The organism is Streptomyces lunaelactis, from assembly GCF_003054555.1.
GTDB lineage: Bacteria > Actinomycetota > Actinomycetes > Streptomycetales > Streptomycetaceae > Streptomyces > Streptomyces lunaelactis.
Genome location: NZ_CP026304.1, coordinates 5,999,415 through 6,017,948, shown reverse-complemented (window position 1 = coordinate 6,017,948; position 18,534 = coordinate 5,999,415). Strand labels below are relative to the sequence as shown.

General features: G+C 70.6%; 19 protein-coding genes. 4 read left to right on the top strand and 15 right to left on the bottom strand.

The window, feature by feature from the left end:
- The first annotated feature begins 109 nt into the window (after positions 1 to 109).
- Positions 110 to 1,021 (top strand): hypothetical protein, encoded by a 912-nt coding sequence (locus SLUN_RS27900; protein ID WP_108152747.1) that lies wholly within the window; start codon positions 110 to 112, stop codon positions 1,019 to 1,021.
- Between the two features lie 150 nt (positions 1,022 to 1,171).
- On the opposite strand, the gene gatB is transcribed toward SLUN_RS27900, so the two are convergent.
- From gatB to SLUN_RS27855, 9 genes are all read right to left on the bottom strand, one after another.
- Complete coding sequence (gene gatB / locus SLUN_RS27895; RefSeq protein WP_108152746.1) at positions 1,172 to 2,680, bottom strand: Asp-tRNA(Asn)/Glu-tRNA(Gln) amidotransferase subunit GatB; 1,509 nt, start codon at positions 2,678 to 2,680, stop codon at positions 1,172 to 1,174.
- Between the two features lie 16 nt (positions 2,681 to 2,696).
- Complete coding sequence (locus tag SLUN_RS27890; RefSeq protein WP_108152745.1) at positions 2,697 to 2,936, bottom strand: hypothetical protein; 240 nt, start codon at positions 2,934 to 2,936, stop codon at positions 2,697 to 2,699.
- Positions 2,933 to 4,426 (bottom strand): Asp-tRNA(Asn)/Glu-tRNA(Gln) amidotransferase subunit GatA, encoded by a 1,494-nt coding sequence (gene gatA, locus SLUN_RS27885; protein ID WP_108152744.1) that lies wholly within the window; start codon positions 4,424 to 4,426, stop codon positions 2,933 to 2,935. The genes SLUN_RS27890 and gatA overlap by 4 nt, the downstream gene beginning before the upstream one ends.
- 5 nt (positions 4,427 to 4,431) lie before the next feature.
- Positions 4,432 to 4,728: an Asp-tRNA(Asn)/Glu-tRNA(Gln) amidotransferase subunit GatC gene (gene gatC, locus SLUN_RS27880; RefSeq protein ID WP_108152743.1), complete on the bottom strand. Its 297-nt coding sequence runs from the start codon at positions 4,726 to 4,728 to the stop codon at positions 4,432 to 4,434.
- 172 nt (positions 4,729 to 4,900) lie between these two features.
- On the bottom strand, positions 4,901 to 7,015 hold the full coding sequence (locus SLUN_RS27875) for a putative bifunctional diguanylate cyclase/phosphodiesterase (RefSeq protein ID WP_108152742.1): 2,115 nt from the start codon (positions 7,013 to 7,015) through the stop codon (positions 4,901 to 4,903).
- 316 nt (positions 7,016 to 7,331) lie between these two features.
- Positions 7,332 to 9,512, bottom strand: a complete 2,181-nt coding sequence (gene ligA / locus SLUN_RS27870) for an NAD-dependent DNA ligase LigA (protein WP_108152741.1) — start codon at positions 9,510 to 9,512, stop codon at positions 7,332 to 7,334.
- Between the two features lie 30 nt (positions 9,513 to 9,542).
- A complete protein-coding gene (locus tag SLUN_RS27865; protein WP_108152740.1) occupies positions 9,543 to 10,538 on the bottom strand; it encodes a methionine synthase in 996 nt (331 codons plus the stop codon).
- Positions 10,535 to 11,224: an SDR family oxidoreductase gene (locus SLUN_RS27860; RefSeq protein WP_175256972.1), complete on the bottom strand. Its 690-nt coding sequence runs from the start codon at positions 11,222 to 11,224 to the stop codon at positions 10,535 to 10,537. The genes SLUN_RS27865 and SLUN_RS27860 overlap by 4 nt, the downstream gene beginning before the upstream one ends.
- A gap of 30 nt (positions 11,225 to 11,254) precedes the next feature.
- Positions 11,255 to 11,794 (bottom strand): LOG family protein, encoded by a 540-nt coding sequence (locus SLUN_RS27855; protein ID WP_108152738.1) that lies wholly within the window; start codon positions 11,792 to 11,794, stop codon positions 11,255 to 11,257.
- Positions 11,795 to 11,900: 106 nt separating this feature from the next.
- On the opposite strand from SLUN_RS27855, the gene SLUN_RS27850 reads away from it, so the two are divergent.
- A complete protein-coding gene (locus tag SLUN_RS27850) occupies positions 11,901 to 12,239 on the top strand; it encodes a DUF427 domain-containing protein (protein WP_108152737.1) in 339 nt (112 codons plus the stop codon).
- Positions 12,240 to 12,424: 185 nt separating this feature from the next.
- On the opposite strand, the gene mnmA is transcribed toward SLUN_RS27850, so the two are convergent.
- Positions 12,425 to 13,549 (bottom strand): tRNA 2-thiouridine(34) synthase MnmA, encoded by a 1,125-nt coding sequence (gene mnmA, locus SLUN_RS27845; RefSeq protein WP_108152736.1) that lies wholly within the window; start codon positions 13,547 to 13,549, stop codon positions 12,425 to 12,427.
- Between the two features lie 61 nt (positions 13,550 to 13,610).
- On the opposite strand from mnmA, the gene SLUN_RS27840 reads away from it, so the two are divergent.
- Positions 13,611 to 14,369, top strand: coding sequence for an N-acetylmuramoyl-L-alanine amidase (locus SLUN_RS27840; RefSeq protein ID WP_108152735.1), 759 nt, complete (start codon positions 13,611 to 13,613; stop codon positions 14,367 to 14,369).
- Between the two features lie 11 nt (positions 14,370 to 14,380).
- On the opposite strand, the gene SLUN_RS27835 is transcribed toward SLUN_RS27840, so the two are convergent.
- From SLUN_RS27835 to SLUN_RS39610, 3 genes are all read right to left on the bottom strand, one after another.
- A complete protein-coding gene (locus SLUN_RS27835) occupies positions 14,381 to 15,544 on the bottom strand; it encodes a cysteine desulfurase family protein (protein ID WP_108152734.1) in 1,164 nt (387 codons plus the stop codon).
- A gap of 121 nt (positions 15,545 to 15,665) precedes the next feature.
- A complete protein-coding gene (locus SLUN_RS27830) occupies positions 15,666 to 15,959 on the bottom strand; it encodes a DUF4190 domain-containing protein (RefSeq protein WP_108152733.1) in 294 nt (97 codons plus the stop codon).
- Positions 15,960 to 15,980: 21 nt separating this feature from the next.
- A complete protein-coding gene (locus tag SLUN_RS39610; RefSeq protein WP_159100335.1) occupies positions 15,981 to 16,139 on the bottom strand; it encodes a hypothetical protein in 159 nt (52 codons plus the stop codon).
- Between the two features lie 98 nt (positions 16,140 to 16,237).
- On the opposite strand from SLUN_RS39610, the gene SLUN_RS27825 reads away from it, so the two are divergent.
- On the top strand, positions 16,238 to 16,852 hold the full coding sequence (locus SLUN_RS27825) for a TetR family transcriptional regulator (protein ID WP_108152732.1): 615 nt from the start codon (positions 16,238 to 16,240) through the stop codon (positions 16,850 to 16,852).
- Positions 16,853 to 16,932: 80 nt separating this feature from the next.
- Here SLUN_RS27825 and SLUN_RS27820 read toward each other — a convergent pair whose 3' ends face one another.
- Both SLUN_RS27820 and SLUN_RS27815 read right to left on the bottom strand, forming a co-directional pair.
- The gene (locus SLUN_RS27820; RefSeq protein ID WP_108152731.1) at positions 16,933 to 17,781 is read right to left on the bottom strand and encodes a thioesterase family protein; all 849 of its coding nucleotides are present in this window, start codon (positions 17,779 to 17,781) and stop codon (positions 16,933 to 16,935) included.
- Between the two features lie 85 nt (positions 17,782 to 17,866).
- Positions 17,867 to 18,526, bottom strand: coding sequence for a trimeric intracellular cation channel family protein (locus SLUN_RS27815; RefSeq protein ID WP_108152730.1), 660 nt, complete (start codon positions 18,524 to 18,526; stop codon positions 17,867 to 17,869).
- Positions 18,527 to 18,534: the final 8 nt, after the last annotated feature.

The window sequence follows — 18,534 nt, the reverse complement described above, 5'->3', positions numbered from 1 at the left end:
ACGCGGGCCCGGACCGGGCGGCGTACGGCCGCGACCGGTATCCGTGAGGCCGGGTTCCGGCCCCCTGACCCCAGGCCCAGAACAGGCGTTGTCGGCGGAGGCTGGCACGATGGCCGACATGGAATACACGGGGACCAACGAGCCGAACCTGACGCCCGGCGACGCCGCGGAGTTCGCCCTGATGCTCCATGACGCTCCCGACGCGCATTTCGGCCGGCACCCTGTCCCGGTACTCGCGTACGAACCGGGCGCCTCGCTCAGCGGCCGGCGGGAGGCCTTCCGGGTGGTGTACGACGCGATCGTGGGGCGGATCGGGGAGCCGACGCTCTACGGCGGTTCGGCGGAAGGCCCCAACGTCCGCTGGCGGGACGGCAGAAGGCTCGTGATGCTCGCCGGTGACCGCCACCGGGCACAGCTCTCGGTCCATGGCACGGACGCCTTCGAGAGCGAGGAGCGCAGGACCTTCGAGTGGGGCGGTGACGCGTGGTCGGCGGACGAGCCGCACGACGTCGGCTTCCTGCCGTACGCCTGGCAGCTGGACCGCAGCGGTCCGGGCGAGCGCCCGACCGAACGGCCCGGCTGCCGGCAGGTCTCGAGCCTGGAACACTTCGAGAACGGGCTGGAGTTGCTGCTCGCGGCATGGGTGGAGCAGCTCCCGGTGCAGGTCGGCGAGGACTGGGCGAGCTTCAGCGTGACCAGCGCGGCGGACCGCGGGCGGCAGCTGCTCATCTCCTTCGCCCTGGAGGACGGGCTGCATGTCTCGGTCGACGACCGGGACGGCGAGGACACTCCGGAGCGCGAACTCCTGATGCGCTCGCGCGGCTGGCACTCCCGCGACCGCGGCTGGTGGCAGGCGGACTTCTCCCGGCCGGAGCGGGACGACGTGGCCGAGGTGGCCCGCCTGACGGTCACGGAGCTGCGAGCACGCGGCACAAAGGAGCCGGAGGAGCTACGGGCGAGGGACGCCAGCTGCAAGGACCGCGGCGAGTTGTGGCTGCCGGGGCTGGGGATACGCCACTGACGCGCAGGGGGCGGGCACCGCGCGGGCTTCGCGCGGCAGCGCGCAGGCACGAAATGCCCGTACCCGCGGGCCTCGCGCTGCCCACCGCCCGGCAACGGAAAGGGCGGCCCGCACCCTGTGGTGCGCGCCGCCCCCTGCCTGCCGACCGCGTCAGCCCTCGACGCCCAGCTTCTGCAGGATCAGCTCCTTGACGCGCGCCGCGTCCGCCTGGCCGCGCGTGGTCTTCATGACCGCGCCCACCAGCGCGCCGACCGCCGCGACCTTGCCGCCGCGGATCTTGTCGGCGATCGCCGCGTTGCCCGCGATCGCCTCGTCCACGGCCGCGCCCAGCGCGCCCTCGTCCGAGACGACCTTGAGGCCGCGCTTGTCGACGACCGTGTCCGGGTCGCCCTCGCCGGCGAGCACGCCCTCGATGACCTGGCGGGCCAGCTTGTCGTTGAGGTCCCCGGCAGCGACGAGCTGCGCGACCCGGGCCACCTGGGCCGGGGTGATCGGGAGCGAGGCGAGCTCGACGCCGTCCTCGTTGGAACGGCGGGCCAGCTCGCCCATCCACCACTTGCGCGCGGACGCCGCATCCGCGCCGGCGTCGATCGTGGCGACGATCAGGTCGACCGCGCCCGCGTTGAGGATCGACTGCATGTCGTGCTCGGAGACGCCCCACTGCTCGCGCAGCCGGTTACGCCGCACCCGCGGGAGTTCGGGAAGCGAGGAACCGAGCTCCGCGACCCAGTCGCGAGCAGGCGCGATCGGCACCAGGTCGGGCTCCGGGAAGTACCGGTAGTCCTCGGCCTCTTCCTTCACACGGCCGGACGTCGTGGAGCCGTCCTCCTCATGGAAGTGACGGGTCTCCTGGATGATCGTGCCGCCGCTGTTCAGCACCGCGGCATGGCGCTGGATCTCGTAGCGGGCCGCCCGCTCCACCGAGCGAAGCGAGTTGACGTTCTTCGTCTCGGAGCGCGTGCCGAACTTCTCCCGGCCGTGCGGCCGCAGCGAGAGGTTCACATCGCACCGCATCTGGCCCTGCTCCATGCGGGCTTCGGAGACACCCAGCGCCTTGATGAGCTCACGCAGCTCGGCGACGTACGCCTTGGCGACCTCCGGCGCACGCGCGCCCGCGCCCTCGATCGGCTTGGTGACGATCTCGATCAGCGGGATGCCGGCGCGGTTGTAGTCGAGCAGGGAGTGTGACGCGCCGTGGATACGGCCGGTGGCACCGCCGACGTGCAGCGACTTGCCGGTGTCCTCCTCCATATGGGCGCGCTCGATCTGCACGCGGAAGATCTCGCCGTCCTCCAGCTGGACGTCCAGATAGCCGTTGAAGGCGATCGGCTCGTCGTACTGCGAGGTCTGGAAGTTCTTCGGCATGTCCGGATAGAAGTAGTTCTTCCGGGCGAAGCGGCACCACTCGGCGATCTCGCAGTTGAGCGCGAGGCCGATCTTGACGGCCGACTCGACGCCGATCGCGTTGACGACCGGGAGCGAACCGGGCATGCCAAGACAGGTGGGGCAGGTCTGCGAGTTGGGCTCGGCGCCCAGCTCGGTCGAGCAGCCGCAGAACATCTTGGTCTTGGTGCCGAGTTCGACATGGACCTCGAGGCCCATGACGGGGTCGTAGGCAGCGAGGGCGTCCTCGTACGACACCAGTTCAGTGACGGTCACGGTGAAACTTTCCCTCTCAGCCCAGCAGGACGTCGTCGTCGCCCAGGCGCCTCAGCTCGCGGTAGAGCAGGGCCAGGCCGGTAACGATGGCGGCAGCGGATACGGCGGCATCGATCAGCCGGAGCGTGTCGCCCTCGAAGCGGGCCTTCTTGGCCTGCTTGACGACGCTGATCGCGCCGAACGCGGTGGTGCCGATGGACAGGTACGTACCGGTCTTGGACTTCTTGAAGCCCTTGGCCTTGGCAAGTGTGCTCACAGCGACGGTGCCTCCTCGAGCAGCGGGTGGCCCCACTTTTCCACGAACGCGGCCTCGACCGCGGCGCCGACCTTGTAGAGCCGGTCGTCCTTCATGGCGGGGGCGATGATCTGCAGACCGACCGGCAGGCCGTCCTCCGGCGCGAGACCGCAGGGCAGCGACATCGCCGCGTTGCCGGCCAGGTTGGTCGGGATGGTGCACAGGTCGGCGAGGTACATCGCCATCGGGTCGTCGGCGCGCTCGCCGATCGGGAAGGCCGTGGTGGGCGTGGTCGGCGAAACGATCACGTCGACCTGCTCGAAGGCCTTCTCGAAGTCCCGGGTGATGAGCGTGCGCACCTTCTGCGCCGAGCCGTAGTACGCGTCGTAGTAGCCGGAGCTGAGCGCGTACGTACCGAGCATGATGCGGCGCTTGACCTCGTCGCCGAAGCCCGCCTCACGGGTCAGCGCGGTGACCTCCTCGGCCGACTTCGTGCCGTCGTCGCCGACCCGCAGGCCGTAGCGCATGGCGTCGAAGCGGGCGAGGTTGGACGAGCACTCGGACGGCGCGATCAGGTAGTACGCCGACAGACCCAGGTCGAAGGACGGGCAGTCCAGCTCGACGATCGTGGCGCCGAGAGCGCGCAGCAGCTCGACCGACTCGTTGAAGCGCTGGACGACACCGGCCTGGTAGCCCTCGCCCGAGAACTGCTTGACGACGCCGACGCGCATGCCCGCGACGCTGCCGTTGCGGGCGGCCTCGACGACCGGCGGGACCGGGGCGTCGATGGACGTCGAGTCGAGCTCGTCGTGACCCGCGATGACCTCGTGCAGCAGCGCCGCGTCCAGGACCGTACGGGCACAGGGGCCGCCCTGGTCGAGGGAGGACGAGAAGGCGACCATGCCGTAGCGGGAGACGCCGCCGTAGGTGGGCTTGACGCCGACCGTGCCGGTGACGGCGGCGGGCTGGCGGATGGAGCCGCCGGTGTCCGTGCCGATGGCGAGCGGTGCCTCGTACGAGGCGAGGGCGGCGGACGAGCCCCCGCCGGAGCCGCCGGGGATCCGGGTCAGGTCCCACGGGTTGCCCGTGGGACCGTACGCGCTGTTCTCGGTCGACGACCCCATGGCGAACTCGTCCATGTTGGTCTTGCCGAGGATGACGACGTCCGCGGCCTTGAGCCGCTTGGTCACCGTAGCGTCGTACGGCGGGATCCAGCCCTCGAGGATCTTGGAGCCGACCGTGGTCGGAATGCCCTCGGTGGTGAAGATGTCCTTCAGCGCGAGCGGCACACCGGCCAGCGGGCCGAGCTTCTCGCCCCGTGCCTTCTTCTCGTCGACGGCGCGGGCCTGCGCGAGCGCGCCCTCACGGTCGACGTGCAGGAAGGCGTGCACCTTCTCGTCGACGGCTTCGATCCTGGCCAGGTGGGCCTCGGTGACCTCGACGGCCGTGAGCTCGCCGGCGGCGATCTTTCCGGCGATCTCGGCAGCGGTGAGCCTAATGATGTCCGTCATGGTGATTAGTCCTCCCCCAGGATCTGCGGCACCTTGAAACGCTGCTGCTCCTGGGCCGGGGCGCCGGAGAGCGCCTGCGCGGGGGTGAGCGACGGACGGACCTCGTCCGGGCGCATGACATTGGTCAGCGGCAGCGGGTGGGAGGTCGGGGGTACGTCTTGGTCGGCGACCTCGGAAACGCGGGCGACCGCGCCGATGATGTCGTCGAGCTGTCCGGCGAAGTGGTCGAGCTCTTCGGCCTTCAGCTCCAGACGCGCCAGCCGGGCGAGGTGGGCGACCTCCTCGCGCGTAATGCCAGGCATGCAGCGATCCTCAGGGGTGAGTGTGTGGTGTTTGGCCCAATCCTATGGGGCGCGGGCCGCTGCCCACTAAACGGTTTGCCCACGGGACCCCCGCCGGGCGCCGGGCGGGGTCCCGAGCGGAGTCCCGGGCCGGGCCGCCAGCCGTCAGCCGCGGGCGGTGAGCGGTGAGCCGTCAGGGGACGACCTGGCCGGTGGGCTCGTCCGCGTCCGAGGCGGCGAGCAGTTCCGCCGGACGGTGCCAGCCGCGCTCGCCCCTGGCCCGCAGCCAGGCGGTGGTCTCCTGCGGCGGCATCGCGGCCGCGACCAGCCAGCCCTGTACGGCGTCGCAGCCCAGATCCCGCAGCCGCTCCCAGGTCTCGTCGTCCTCGACACCCTCGGCGACCACCAGCAGCCCCAGCGAGTGGGCGAGGTCGACGGTGCAGCGGACGATCTCGGCGTCCTCGTTGTCGACGGCGAGGCGGGCCACGAACGAACGGTCGATCTTGAGCTCGCTCACCGGCAGTCGGCGCAGATGGACGAGCGAGGAGTATCCGGTGCCGAAGTCGTCCAGCGACATCTTCACGCCGTGGTCGGTGAGCCCGGCGAGGGTGTCGGCGGCGCGCTGCGGGTCCTCGAGGAGTACGTGCTCGGTTATCTCCAGTTGCAGGGAGGACGGCGGGACGCCGTGGCGGGCGAGGCGGGCTGCGACGGACCCGGCGAACCCGGGGGTGTGGACGTCGCGCGGCGAGACATTGACCGCGACGGGGACGTCCAGGCCCTGCGCGCGCCACCTGGCGACCTGGGCGAGGGCCGTGTCGAGGACGTACTCCGTCAGATGCGGCATCAGGCCCGAGGACTCTGCGATGGCGATGAACTCGTCCGGGGGGACCCTGCCACGGTCCGGATGGACCCAGCGCACCAGGGCCTCCAGGCCCGCGACATGACCGTCGAAGCCGACCTTGGGCTGGTAGTGGAGCTCCACGTCGCCGGCGTCCAGCGCCCGGCGCAGATCGCCCAGCAGGCCCAGCCGGTCGGGGGTGTTGCTGTCGCGCTTGGACTCGTACACCTCGACGCCGGTACGGTCCCGCTTCGCTTGGTACATCGCCACGTCCGCGCGCCGCAACAGCCCTTCCGCGTCCAGCGCGTGGTCGGGGAAGACGGCTACGCCCGCGCTCGCCTCCAGCACGAGGGTGAGTCCGTCCAGGTCGAGCGGTGAGGACAGCTCGGCCACCAGATGACGGGCGACGCGGGTGGCGCTGGTCGTGGAGTCGGCCGTCGGAAGCAGTACGGCGAACTCGTCGCCGCCGAGCCGGGCCGCCTCCGCCCCTTTCGGCAGGGCCAGTCGGAGCCGGTCGGCTATCTGGAGGAGCAGCCTGTCGCCCGCGAGATGGCCGAGGGTGTCATTGACCGACCGGAACCGGTCGAGGTCGATCAGTACGAGAGCGGATCGCGCACCGCTGCTCTCCGCGTCCTCCAGGGCGGCCCAGGTCCGCTCAAGGAGCCACTGCCGGTTGGGCAGTCCGGTCAGCGGATCGCGCAACTGCTCCTCGGCTCGGGCCCGGGCGATCCAGAGTGTGGAGTCCAGGGCGATCAACGGCACGGCGAACAGGGGCAGCAGCAGCGGCATGGCGATGGCGACCACGCAGATGAGCGGGGCGATGCCGAGCAGGGCGACCGCGACAAGACCCTGCCGGTACAGGGCCGTACGGGCGACGGTGGGCAGCCCCACGCCCGGCGGTGACAGCGCGAACCAGAGAAGCAGCCGGGTGACGGCGAGATAGGCGGTGGCTGCCAGGACCACTTCGGGCGCGGCTTCAACACCCCAGTCGAGTGGCTCCCAGGGCTGCTCGACGGTGGGCTCCACGCCGAAGACCGCGAGGACGAGCGCTGCCGCGCCGATGCCCAGGATGTCGACGGAGCCGTGCAGTACGCCCTGGCGCCAGCGATGCCTGCGGGCGGCGCCGACCAGGGCGACGACGGCCAGACTGACCAGACCGGCGGGCACCCAGCCAAAAAGCAGCAGGACCGCGAGGGTGAGCGCGGCGCCGGAGCCCGTCCCGCCCCACCAGCGGTCGCGGCCGAGCGCGACGAGATGGCCGACGATGATTCCGGTGAGGGCGGCGAGCGACCAGCCCGCTGTGGAGCTGGGGAAGAGCGCATGGCCCTCCTGTACCGTCCGTACGATCCCGGTGACGAGCAGGGCCGCGGCGATCACCACGACGGCGACGGGCAGGCCCGACGTCATACCCGCAAGGGCCGCGGCTCCACGCGGCCGCGAGACCGGGGCGGCGCTCTCGGTCGGATTCATTCCCGTCCCTCTCACAGCCGGCAGTGCCGATGCCTCGCGATGGCTCCCGTTGTCATGCCACCACGACTGAAATCCCACCACGCAGCCGTGCACGACAGGCGCACATCTCAACAGTAGGCCGCAGGAGGCTCTGACGGGCAGCGCTCTACAGCTCTTGCCCGAATGCGACCGGGCCACCCTTATCCATCTGGTATGCGCTGAACGGGTGACCTGTACCGGATGTTCCGGCTCCCGTTTTCGCGGCTGATTCCCGACGCGTGCGCCCCCGAAAGGCTTCCGCGCGAGCCCCTCCCAAGCCCCGCGCACGCCCCCTCCGTTACGCCTCTGTGGGAACTGCGGCCTCACGAGCCGCATCCGGCCCCTGTTCGAGCAGCACGGCGAAGCCCTCCTCGTCCAGCACCGGCACCTTCAACTGCATGGCCTTGTCGTACTTCGAGCCCGGGTTGTCGCCGACCACCACGAAGGCCGTTTTCTTGGAAACGGAACCAGCCACTTTCGCGCCGAGGCTCTGAAGGGCCTCTTTTGCGCCATCCCTTGTGTGGTTCTGAAGCGTTCCGGTGACGACGACGGTGAGTCCCTCCAGGGGACGCGGCCCCTTGTCCTCGCCCGCGCCCTCCTCCATGCGGACGCCCGCCTCCCGCCACTTGCGCAGGATCTCGCGGTGCCAGTCCTCCGCGAACCACTGTTTGAGCGAGGCCGCGATGGTCGCGCCCACCCCGTCGACCGCCGCCAGCTCCTCCTCCGTCGCCTGCTCGATCCGGTCGATGGAGCGGAACTCACGGGCCAGCGCCTCCGATGCCACCGGGCCCACATGACGGATGGACAGACCGTTGATGATGCGGGCGAGCGGGCGCTGCTTCGCCACCTCGATGTTCGCCAGCATCGCGAGGGTGTTCTTCTTCGGCTCGCCCTGCTGATTGGCGAAGACGGTGACGACCTTCTCCTCGCCGGTCTTCGGGTCCCTCTTGGGCAGCCCGCTGTCGTGGTCCAGGACATACGCCTTGATGGGCAGCAGCTGCTCGACGGTGAGGTCGAAGAGGTCGCCCTCGTCCTTCAGCGGTGGCTCGGCCGGCTCCAGGGGTCTGGTCAGCGCTGCCGCGGCCACCTCCCCGAAGTTCTCGATGTCCAGGCACTCACGGCCGGCCAGGTAGGACAGGCGCTCGCGCAACTGGGCCGGGCAGGAGCGGGCGTTGGGGCAGCGCAGATCGACGTCGCCCTCCTTCATCGGCCGCAGCGCCGTCCCGCACTCGGGGCACTCGGACGGCATCACGAACTCCCGCTCGCTGCCGTCTCGCAGATCCACGACCGGACCGAGGATCTCCGGGATGACGTCACCGGCCTTGCGCAGCACGACGGTGTCGCCGATCAGCACGCCCTTGGCCCTGACCACGTCCTGGTTGTGCAGGGTGGCGAACTCGACCTCGGAGCCCGCGACCGTGACCGGCTCGACCTGGGCGTACGGCGTGACGCGGCCGGTGCGGCCGACGCCCACCCGGATGTTGACCAGCTTGGTGTTGACCTCTTCCGGGGCGTACTTCCACGCGATCGCCCAGCGCGGCGCCCGTGAGGTGGAGCCGAGCCGCCCCTGGAGCGGGATTTCGTCGAGCTTGACGACCACGCCGTCGATCTCGTGCTCCATGGAGTGCCGGTTCTCGCCGTAGTAGGCGATGAACTCCCGTACGCCCTCCAGCGAGTCCACGACCCTGTTGTGCTTGGCGGTCGGCAGGCCCCATGCGCGCAGCAGGTCGTACGCCTGCGACAGACGGTCGATGTCGAAGCCCTCACGCGCGCCGATGCCGTGTACCACCATGTGCAGCGGCAGGGTCGCGGTGACCTTCGGGTCCTTCTGCCGCAGCGAACCGGCGGCGGAGTTGCGCGGGTTGGCGTACGGCTGCTCCCCGGCCGCCACCCGCCGGGCGTTGAGCTCCTGGAACTTGTCCATCGGGAAGAAGACCTCGCCGCGGATCTCGACGAGATCCGGGACGCGGTCGCCCCCCAGGCGGTTCGGGATGTCGGAGATGGTGCGGACGTTCGGAGTGATGTCCTCCCCCACGCGGCCGTCGCCCCGGGTCGCCGCGCGCGTCAGCCGGCCCTTCTCGTACGTCAGGTTCACGGCGAGCCCGTCGATCTTCAGCTCGCACAGGAAGTGGTAGTCCGAGGTGCCGACTTCGCGCGCGACGCGCTCGGCCCACGCGGCCAGTTCCTCGTCGTCGAAGGCGTTGTCCAGGGAGAGCATCCGCTCGCGGTGCTCGACCTTCGCCAGCTCCGTCTCGTACTGCCCGGCGACCTTCTGGGTCGGCGAGTCGGGCGTACGCAGCCCAGGGTACTGCTCCTCGAGCGCCTCGAGCGCGCGCAGCAGCCTGTCGAACTCCCCGTCGCTGATGACCGGGCTGTCCTTCACGTAGTACCGGAAGCGGTGCTCCTCGACCTGCTCGGCGAGTTGGGCGTGCTGCTCCCGTGCGTCGGCGGGCAGTGCCGTCTGCTGTTCGCCAGCCACCGTTTCGTCCTCCCGTTTCCCAAGCACCCGTTACTCAGGGTTGTCTGCGAGCGATCTCGCGGCCCTGACGCAGTGGGCGAGCGCCGCACGGGCATACGCGGGTGAAGCACCCGCGAGCCCGCACGACGGGGTGATCACGACGGACTCGGTGAGAGCCCCCGGATTCAGCCCCAGCCTGCGCCACAGCGTCCTGACACCCATGACGCTACCGGCAGGGTCTGACAATGGAGCATCGGTGGACGGCACGACTCCGGCGAAGAGCTTCGTACCGGCCTCGACTGCCTCGCCGATCGTCTCCTCATCACGCTCGGTGAGCAGACCGAAGTCGAAAGAGACCGCCGCGGCCCCGGCCCGGCGCAACAGCGCGAAGGGCACGTCCGGCGCGCAGGAGTGCACGACCACGGGTCCCTCGTGCACACCGACGACATCCCGCAGCGTGCCCTCGACGACCTGGCGGTCCACCGCCCTGTGCGTGCGGTATCCGCTGGCGGTCCTGATCTGCCCGCGCAGTACGGAGGTGAGCGACGGCTCGTCGAGCTGCAGCACCACCTGGGCGCCCGGCACCCGGCGGCGTACGTCCTCCAAGTGCGACCGCAACCCCTCGGCGAGCGAGCCCGCCAGGTCCCGTACGGCGCCCGGATCGCCCAGCGCCGCCTCGCCGCCCCGCAGCTCCAGCCCGGCGGCGAGGGTCCACGGCCCCACCGCCTGGACCTTCAACGGGCCCTCGTAGCCCTGGGTGAACTCCTCCAGCGCGTCGAGGTCCTCGCCGAGCCAGGAGCGTGCGCGGCGGGTGTCGCGGCCGGGCCGGTCGCCGACCCGCCAGCCGCTGGGCTCCACATGCGCGTACATCTCGACGAGCAGCCCGATGGTCCGCCCGATCATGTCGGCGCCGGGCCCGCGCGCGGGCAGCTCCGCCAGATACGGAAAGTCGTCGAAGGATCCGGTGACGGTCCTCGCCGCCTCGCGAGCGTCGCCGCCGGGCATCGACCCGACACCGGTGGCGGGGCCCCATACGAAGTCGCTCATCGGCCCGGCCGCACCGTCAGGTCGTTGATCTCGGCGTCGCGCGGCAGGTCCAGGGCGGTGAGGATCGTCGTCGCGACCGACTCGGGGTCGATCCAGCGGGACGCGTCGTACTCCTTGCCCTCCTGGGAGTGCACCTTGGCCTGCATGGGGCCGGCGGTGCGGCCCGGGTAGACGGACGTCACGCGGATGCCGTTGGGCTTCTCCTCGTGGCGGAGGGAGTCGGCGAGCGCCTTCAGGCCGTGCTTGGCCGCTGCGTACGCGCCCCATTCCGCATGCGCGTTGAGGCCCGCGCCGGAGTTGACGAAGAGCACCTGGCCACGGACCGCGCGGATTTGGGGCAGGAAGAGCCGGGTCAGTTCGGCCGGGGCGATGAGATTGACGTTGAGCTGCTGGTGCCAGGTCCTGGGACGCAACTCACCGATCGGGCCGAGGTCGACGATGCCCGCGATGTGCAGCAGCGTGTCGACCTGCTCGGGCTGGGCCTGCTTGCCGAGCGCCCACGAGATGCGGTCGGGGTCGGCCAGGTCGGCGACGAGCGTGCGCGCGCCGGGGTACTGCTCGGCGAGCTCCTTCGCGCGCTTGAGGTCGCGCGCCACCAGTACCAGCTCGTCGCCGCGCTCGTGCAGCCGGCGCGCGACGGCCGCGCCGATGCCTGATCCTGCCCCCGTGATCACATGTGTAGCCATAGGGGCCATGCTCGCACTACTGAACGCCGGCTAATGAACGCCCGCGGACTCCTCCAGGTAGGCGAGCGCGGCAACGCCGTCCTCGGCGAAGAACACCAGGTCAGTCAGGGGGAGCGGCAGAAAGCCCTCGTCCTCCATCCGCCGGAACTGCTGCTTCAGCCCGTCGTAGAAACCCGCCGTGTTCAGCAGCACCACCGGCTTGGTGGTCTTTCCGTGCTTCTTCAGCTCCAGTATCTCGGTGGCCTCGTCCAGCGTTCCCGCACCACCGACCATGATCACAACCGCGTCGGCCTTGGCGAGCAGCAGCGCCTTGCGCTCGGCGAGGTCCTTCGCGATCACCATCTCGTCGGCGTTCGCACGGGCCGATGCGGCGAGGAAGTCCACGGAGACCCCGACCAGCCGCCCGCCCGCCTGCTGGACGCCGTCCGCGACGACCTTCATCAGCCCGCTCTCGGAGCCGCCCCACACCAGGGTGTGGCCGCCCTTGCCCATCAGCTCCGCGAACTCGCGGGCGGGGCGGGTGTAGCGGTCGTCGAGGTCGGCGGCGGAGAGGAAGACGCAGATGTTCATACGGCCACCGTACGATCCCCCGCGCGAACCGTGAGCACGGAACCCTGAGCACAGATCCCGCGTGAGGATCGGGAAGAACCCGCCCGCCCCCGGCGCTGCAACTGTCATGACACAGGCACGCACAGGACATCGCATCACCATCGAGCAGGGCACGGCCCATGTACGGGTTCTGCACGACGGACAGGTGCTGGCGGAGAGCCGGCGGCCCCTGCTGCTGCACGAGACGGGTCTGCCGGTCCGCTACTACCTCCCGCCCGACGACGTACGCACCGACCTGCTCACCCCTTCGGACAGCCACACGCACTGTCCGTTCAAGGGCGACGCCGACTACTGGTCACTGCCGGACGCACCCGATCTGGTGTGGGCATATCCCGAGCCCAACGACGAGGTGGCCGAGATCAAGGGGCACTTCTGCTTCTACGACACCGAGGTCGTCGAGGACTGACCGGAAGAATCTTGTGACCGAGCGATGAGCTCCGCGCCGCCCGCCGGTCAGCGCGTACGAGCAGCAGGGGCGACGGGCGGCCCGTGGTTCTGGTCGGCGGAGCGCTGTGAGTTTCGGCCTTGGGCACGCCCGTTTGCGAACTCAATGCAGGTGCCTTGCCGTAGTCGCCACCAGGAGACGGCCGGTCAGACCGCTGAAGCTGCCGCCCGCTCGGTCGTCGCGATGGTCGCCGAGCCGACCACGCGTGTGCCGTCGTACAGCACGATCGCCTGGCCGGGCGCCACGCCCCGTACCGGCTCCGTGAAGCTCACCCGGAGCTCGTCGTCGACCAGTTCGGCGGACACCGGCGTCTCGCCGCCGTGGGCGCGCAGCTGAGCGGTGTACGTCCCCGGGCCCGTCGGAGGCGCCCCGCACCAGCGGGGCTTGATCGCGGTCAGGGCGTCCACGTCCAGCGCCTCGACCGGGCCGACCGTCACCGTGTTGTTCACCGGGGAGATGTCCAGGACGTAGCGCGGCTTGCCGTCGGGCGCGGGGTGGCCGATCCGCAGGCCCTTGCGCTGGCCGATCGTGAAGCCGAAAGCTCCGTCGTGGCTGCCCAGCTTCGTACCGGACTCGTCGACGATGTCGCCCTCCGCGGTGCCGAGGCGGTTCGCCAGGAAGCCCTGGGTGTCGCCGTCCGCGATGAAGCAGATGTCGTGACTGTCGGGCTTCTTGGCGACCGCGAGTCCGCGGCGCTCGGCCTCCGCCCGGATCTCGTCCTTGGTGGTGAGGGTGTCGCCGAGCGGGAACATGGCGTGCGCCAGCTGGCGCTCGTCGAGCACGCCGAGGACGTACGACTGGTCCTTGGCCATGTCGCTGGCGCGGTGCATCTCGCGGCGGCCGTCCTCGCCGGTGACGACCGTGGCGTAGTGGCCGGTGCAGACCGCGTCGAAGCCGAGCGCGAGCGCCTTGTCGAGCAGTGCCGCGAACTTGATCTTCTCGTTGCACCGCAGACAGGGGTTGGGGGTGCGGCCGGCCTCGTACTCCGCGATGAAGTCCTCGACCACGTCCTCGCGGAAGCGCTCGGCGAGATCCCACACGTAGAACGGGATGCCGATGACGTCCGCGGCGCGGCGGGCGTCGCGCGAGTCCTCGATGGTGCAGCAGCCGCGCGCGCCGGTACGGAAGGACTGCGGGTTCGCGGAGAGCGCCAGGTGCACACCGGTGACATCGTGTCCGGCCTCGGCGGCGCGGGCGGCGGCGACGGCGGAGTCCACGCCGCCCGACATGGCGGCGAGCACACGGAGAGGGCGCTGGGAAGTCTGAGTCATAGCCCTACCAGAGTAAGGGGCCCGGGGAACCGAAAGCTCGCGAGTAAGCGTTGGGGATCGCATGGGGAGTGAATCGAAGCGGGGCAAGGGGCGCGGCAAGGAGAGCGGCAAGCGCGGCGTCAGCAGGCGTGCCGTGCTGATCGGCGCCGGGGCGGTGGTGGTGGGCACGGGCGTGCTGGCCAGGGACGAGCTGAAACGCGTCTGGTGGCGGATGCCGGGGATGGCCAAGCCTCGCAAGGAGGGTGAGATCGATCATGTCGGCGCCGAGTGGACCTCGGCGTCCCGGGCGAACTGGCGGCTCGCGGACCGGCCCGACGACTACGGCGTCGACCGCGTGATCATCCATGTCGTCCAGGGCAGCTATCTCACGGCGCTCAAGGTCTTCAAGGACCCGGGGCACGGGGCCGCTGCGCACTATGTCGTCCGCAAGGACGGGCATGTGGCGCAGATGATCCGCGAGCTGGATGTCGCCTTCCACGCCGGGAACCGCTCGTACAACGAACGCAGCATCGGCATAGAGCACGAGGGCTTCGTGGACCGGCCGGCCGGTTTCACGGACGCGATGTACCGGGCGTCGGCGCAGCTCACGGCGGACATCTGCGCGCGGTACGAGATACCCGTCGACCGGGAGCACATCATCGGGCACGTGGAAGTGCCGGGGACGGACCACACCGACCCCGGGCCGCACTGGGACTGGAACCGCTATCTCGCGCTCGTACGGGCGGCTCTGCCGACGGCGCGCAAGGCCGCGGAGGCCGCGGAGGCCGCGGAGGCCGCGGAGGCCGCCGAAGCCTCTCGGGCCAGGTCGGACAGGGCCTAAGGTCTTTGTCCCTAGCTGAGTCCTGCCGTACGGGCCCGTTCCACCGCCGGGCCGATGGCATCCGCGACCGCCTCCACATCCGCCTTGGTCGAGGTGTGGCCGAGGCTGAAGCGCAACGTCCCGCGCGCCAGGTCCGGATGGGTGCCGGTGGCGAGCAGGACATGGCTCGGCTGGGCGACACCCGCCGTGCAGGCGGAGCCCGTGGAGCACTCGATGCCCTGGGCGTCGAGAAGCAGCAGCAGGGAATCGCCCTCGCAGCCCGGGAAGGTGAAGTGGGCGTTGGCGGGGAGGCGGTCGTCCGGGTCGCCGCCGAGGATCGCGTCCGGCACTGCCGTACGGACGGCGTCGACCAGCTGGTCGCGCAGCGCGCCGATCTCGCGGGCGAAGTCCTCGCGGCGCTCGGCGGCGATACGGCCGGCGGCGGCGAAGGAGGCGATCGCGGGGGCGTCGAGGGTGCCGGAGCGTACGTGGCGCTCCTGGCCGCCGCCGTGCAGTACGGGAACGGGGCTGTACTCGCGGCCGAGCAGCAGCGCGCCGATGCCGTACGGGCCGCCGATCTTGTGCCCTGAGACGGTCATCGCGGCGAGTCCCGACGCACCGAAGTCGACGTCCAGCTGGCCGAAGGCCTGGACCGCGTCGGCGTGCAGCGGTACGTCGAACTCCCCTGCCACGGCGGAGAGTTCGGTGACCGGCATGATGGTGCCGATCTCGTTGTTGGCCCACATCACGGTGGCGAGCGCGACATCGTCCGGATTGCGCTCGATGGCCTCGCGCAGGGCTTCGGGGTGCACCCGTCCGTACGCGTCGACCGGCAGGAACTCGATGGTGGCGCCCTCGTGTTCGCCGAGCCAGTCGACGGCGTCGAGGACGGCGTGGTGCTCGACGGGGCTGGCCAGTACGCGGGTCCTGGCCGGGTCGGCGTCGCGTCTCGACCAGTACAGGCCCTTCACGGCGAGGTTGTCGGCCTCGGTGCCGCCGGAGGTGAAGACCACCTCGCTGGGCCGTGCGCCGAGCGCCTCGGCGAGGGTCTCGCGGGCCTCCTCGACGGTACGGCGGGCCCGCCGCCCGGCGGCGTGCAGCGCGGAGGCGTTGCCGGTGACGGTGAGCTGCGCGGTCATCGCCTCGACGGCCTCCGGCAGCATCGGAGTGGTCGCAGCGTGGTCGAGGTAAGCCATGGTGGCCACGATTCTACGAGGCCTGGCGGGGGCGCGGACGCGGCGCAGGGGTGCATGGGCCTTCGGCGTCCGCGCCGGGCCGCTCCTGGTGCGGCAGGAGCGGGGCGGGCAGGGGGGCCGATCAGCCGCCGATGCCCCAGGCGACGGTTCCGTTCACGGTCACGAGTACGGCGAGAACGGCCAGGTCGGCGAGGCCGAGGGCGAGTCCGAGCAGGGCGCGGCCGCGGCGTGCGGTGCGGCGCCAGAGAGCGAGGCCGGCGAGCACGATGGCGATCGGGCCGAGCACGATATTCATCACGAGCAGGCCGACGAGGCCGAGGACGAAGGAGGCGACGGCCATGCCGTCGGCGTCCCCGCGGGTCCCCTCGGGGCTGCCGGTGTCCCGGACGGCGCGTGCGGTGGCGGTGAGTTGCATGGTGGTTCGGCTCCTTCCCGGTCAGTGCTGACGCGCGCGGCGCTCGCGCACGGCGAAGACGAGCAGCCAGGCACCGATGACGGAGCAGGCCACGAAGGTGACGGAGAGGGGAAGTTGGGCCACGGCGCCCAGCATGATTCCCAGAAGGAGAAGCGCTGCGACGAGGGCGATCATCGTCATTCCTTTCTCATTTTGGGTGAACACTTGTGAGTACGACTGTTCACTGACTGATGAGTCTACGCTTCCCTTCTCCGGAGAACGGTTGTTTACTCAATGGCATGAGTCACACCCTCGGGATCCGTCAGGCCCAGAAACAGAAGACCCGTCAGGCCCTCCTGGACGCAGCGCTGCAGCTGCTCGAGGAGCAGAGTCTGAGCAGCCTCGGGCTGCGTGAGGTGACCCGGGCCGTGGGCGTGGCACCGACGGCGTTCTACCGGCACTTCCGGGACACGGCCGACCTCGGCGTCGCGCTCGTCGAGGAGGCGCTGGGCAGCCTGCACGCGATGATCGGCGAGGCGCTGGCCGAGAGCGGCGACGGGGTGCGGATCGACCGGACCGTCGCGCTGATCTCCGACCTCGTCCGCACCTCCCCCGCACATGTCCGCTTCATCGCCCGCGAGCGCCACGGCGGCGTGCAGCCCGTGCGCGAGGCCATTGGCGAGCAACTGCGGCGGTTCGCCGACGAGGTGGCGGCGGCCTTCGCCGACGAGCCGGAGTCGGCGGGATGGAGCGAGGCGGATCTGCGGATGCTCGCGAGCGCCTACGTCGACCACATGGTGATGACGGCCTCGAACTTCCTGGAGGCCGGCCCCGAGGGCGAGGAGCAGGTCAGTTCCGTCGCCCGTCGTCAGTTGCGTCTGGTCAGCCTGGGCCGCCGGCACTGGCTGGACTGACGGACGGCGGCCCGCCCGTCGCGGTGGTGAGGGTGTCGGAGTGCGGGTTCATGAGGAATCGTGCATGTGCCGGGCGGCGTTCAGCTGCGCGGCGCCTTCGCCAGCTGGCGGGACTGCGCGACGAGCCGGTCCGCGCTGTCCCAGACCTCCGCGTCCTCCTCCAGGAAGCCGCCGGCCAGATTGCGGGTCGTGATGGCGACCCGCAGCGGTCCCGGGGCCGGGCGGCAGCGGATGTGAGTGGTGAGTTCGACGGTGGGCGTCCAGCCCTTCAGGCCCAGCTCGAACGCGGTCGGCGGCATCGCGTCGACCGCGAGCAGCAGCGAGAAGGGGTCCGCGTCGCGCCCGTCGGCGAGCCCCAACCAGCCGCGCATCTCGCCCTTGCCCGAAGGCGCGCCGACCGCCCAGCCGACGGTCGCGGGGTCGAGCTTGATGTTCAGACGTTCCGTGATCGCCGAGCTGCCGGGGATCTTCGCCGCGGGACCGTCGGACGGGCCGAGGCAGTGCTGCATCGGCGGGATCGCGGGCGGCTCGGCCGTCGTGCGTACGTCCTCCGGCAGCGCGTCCAGATCCCCGTACGAGGCGAGCACGCGAATGCGCTCGACCTCGGTGCCGTCCTCCGCGTACTGGAAGAGGGAGGCCTGGCCGGTGGAGAGGGTGCGGCCGGTGCGGACGAGCTCGGTGCGGATCACCGCGGGGCCCGGCTGCGACGCCGTGAGGTAGTGCGCCGAGACCGTGAACGGGTCGGGGTGCGGCAGCGCGTCGCCGAGAGCGCGGCCGAGCAGGGCCAGCAGGTAGCCGCCGTTGACGGCGTGGATGATCGTCCAGCCCGCCGAGAGCTCCGCGTCGTAGACGCCCGGTGCGCGCGGGGTGACAGCGGTGTCGCGGTCGAACTCGCTGTCCCCGATGGTTGCCTGAACTGCCTGTGCCATGGCAGCACCGTACAACAGACTATTACTGAGCGGTAGCTTTTTGCGGATCCGCCGGCTGTCTCCGCCCGGACTTCCCCAGGGCCGCTCAGCCCTCTTCGACGGCCGACGAGCGCCGGTTCCAGGCGCGGGGTGCCCGCCAGTGGAAACGCATCGCGAGCAGGCGCAGGACGAACGCGGTCACCACGGCGAGCCCGCTGGTGAACGCGTTCAGTACGTCGAACTGGATGCAGAGCACCACCATGACCGCTCCGACGATGGCGGGCACGGCGTAGAGATCGCGGTCCCAGCGCAGCAGCGAGGGCACCTCGTTGGCCAGTACGTCCCGCAGCACACCGCCGCCGACGGCGGTGGCCAGACCGAGGACCGCGGAGTAGGTCAGGCCGAGCCCGTACTCGTACGCCTTGGTGGTGCCGGTGACGCAGAACAGCCCGAGGCCGGCGGCGTCGAAGACATTCACGCCGTTCTGGATGCGCTCGACCTGCGGGTGCAGGAAGAAGACGAGGACCGTCGCCACGAGGGGCATCACGAAGTACCCGGTATCGGTGAAGGCCGCCGGAGGGACGGCCCCGATGATCAGGTCACGGAGAAGCCCTCCGCCCAGCGCGGTGACCTCTGCGAGCACTGCGATGCCGAAGACGTCGAAATTCTTGCGTACGGCGAGCAGTGCGCCGGAGATCGCGAAGACGAAGATCCCGGCGAGGTCGAGCGCGTGCTGGACGGAGGGCGTGAACAGTTCGAGGAGCACCGGACGAT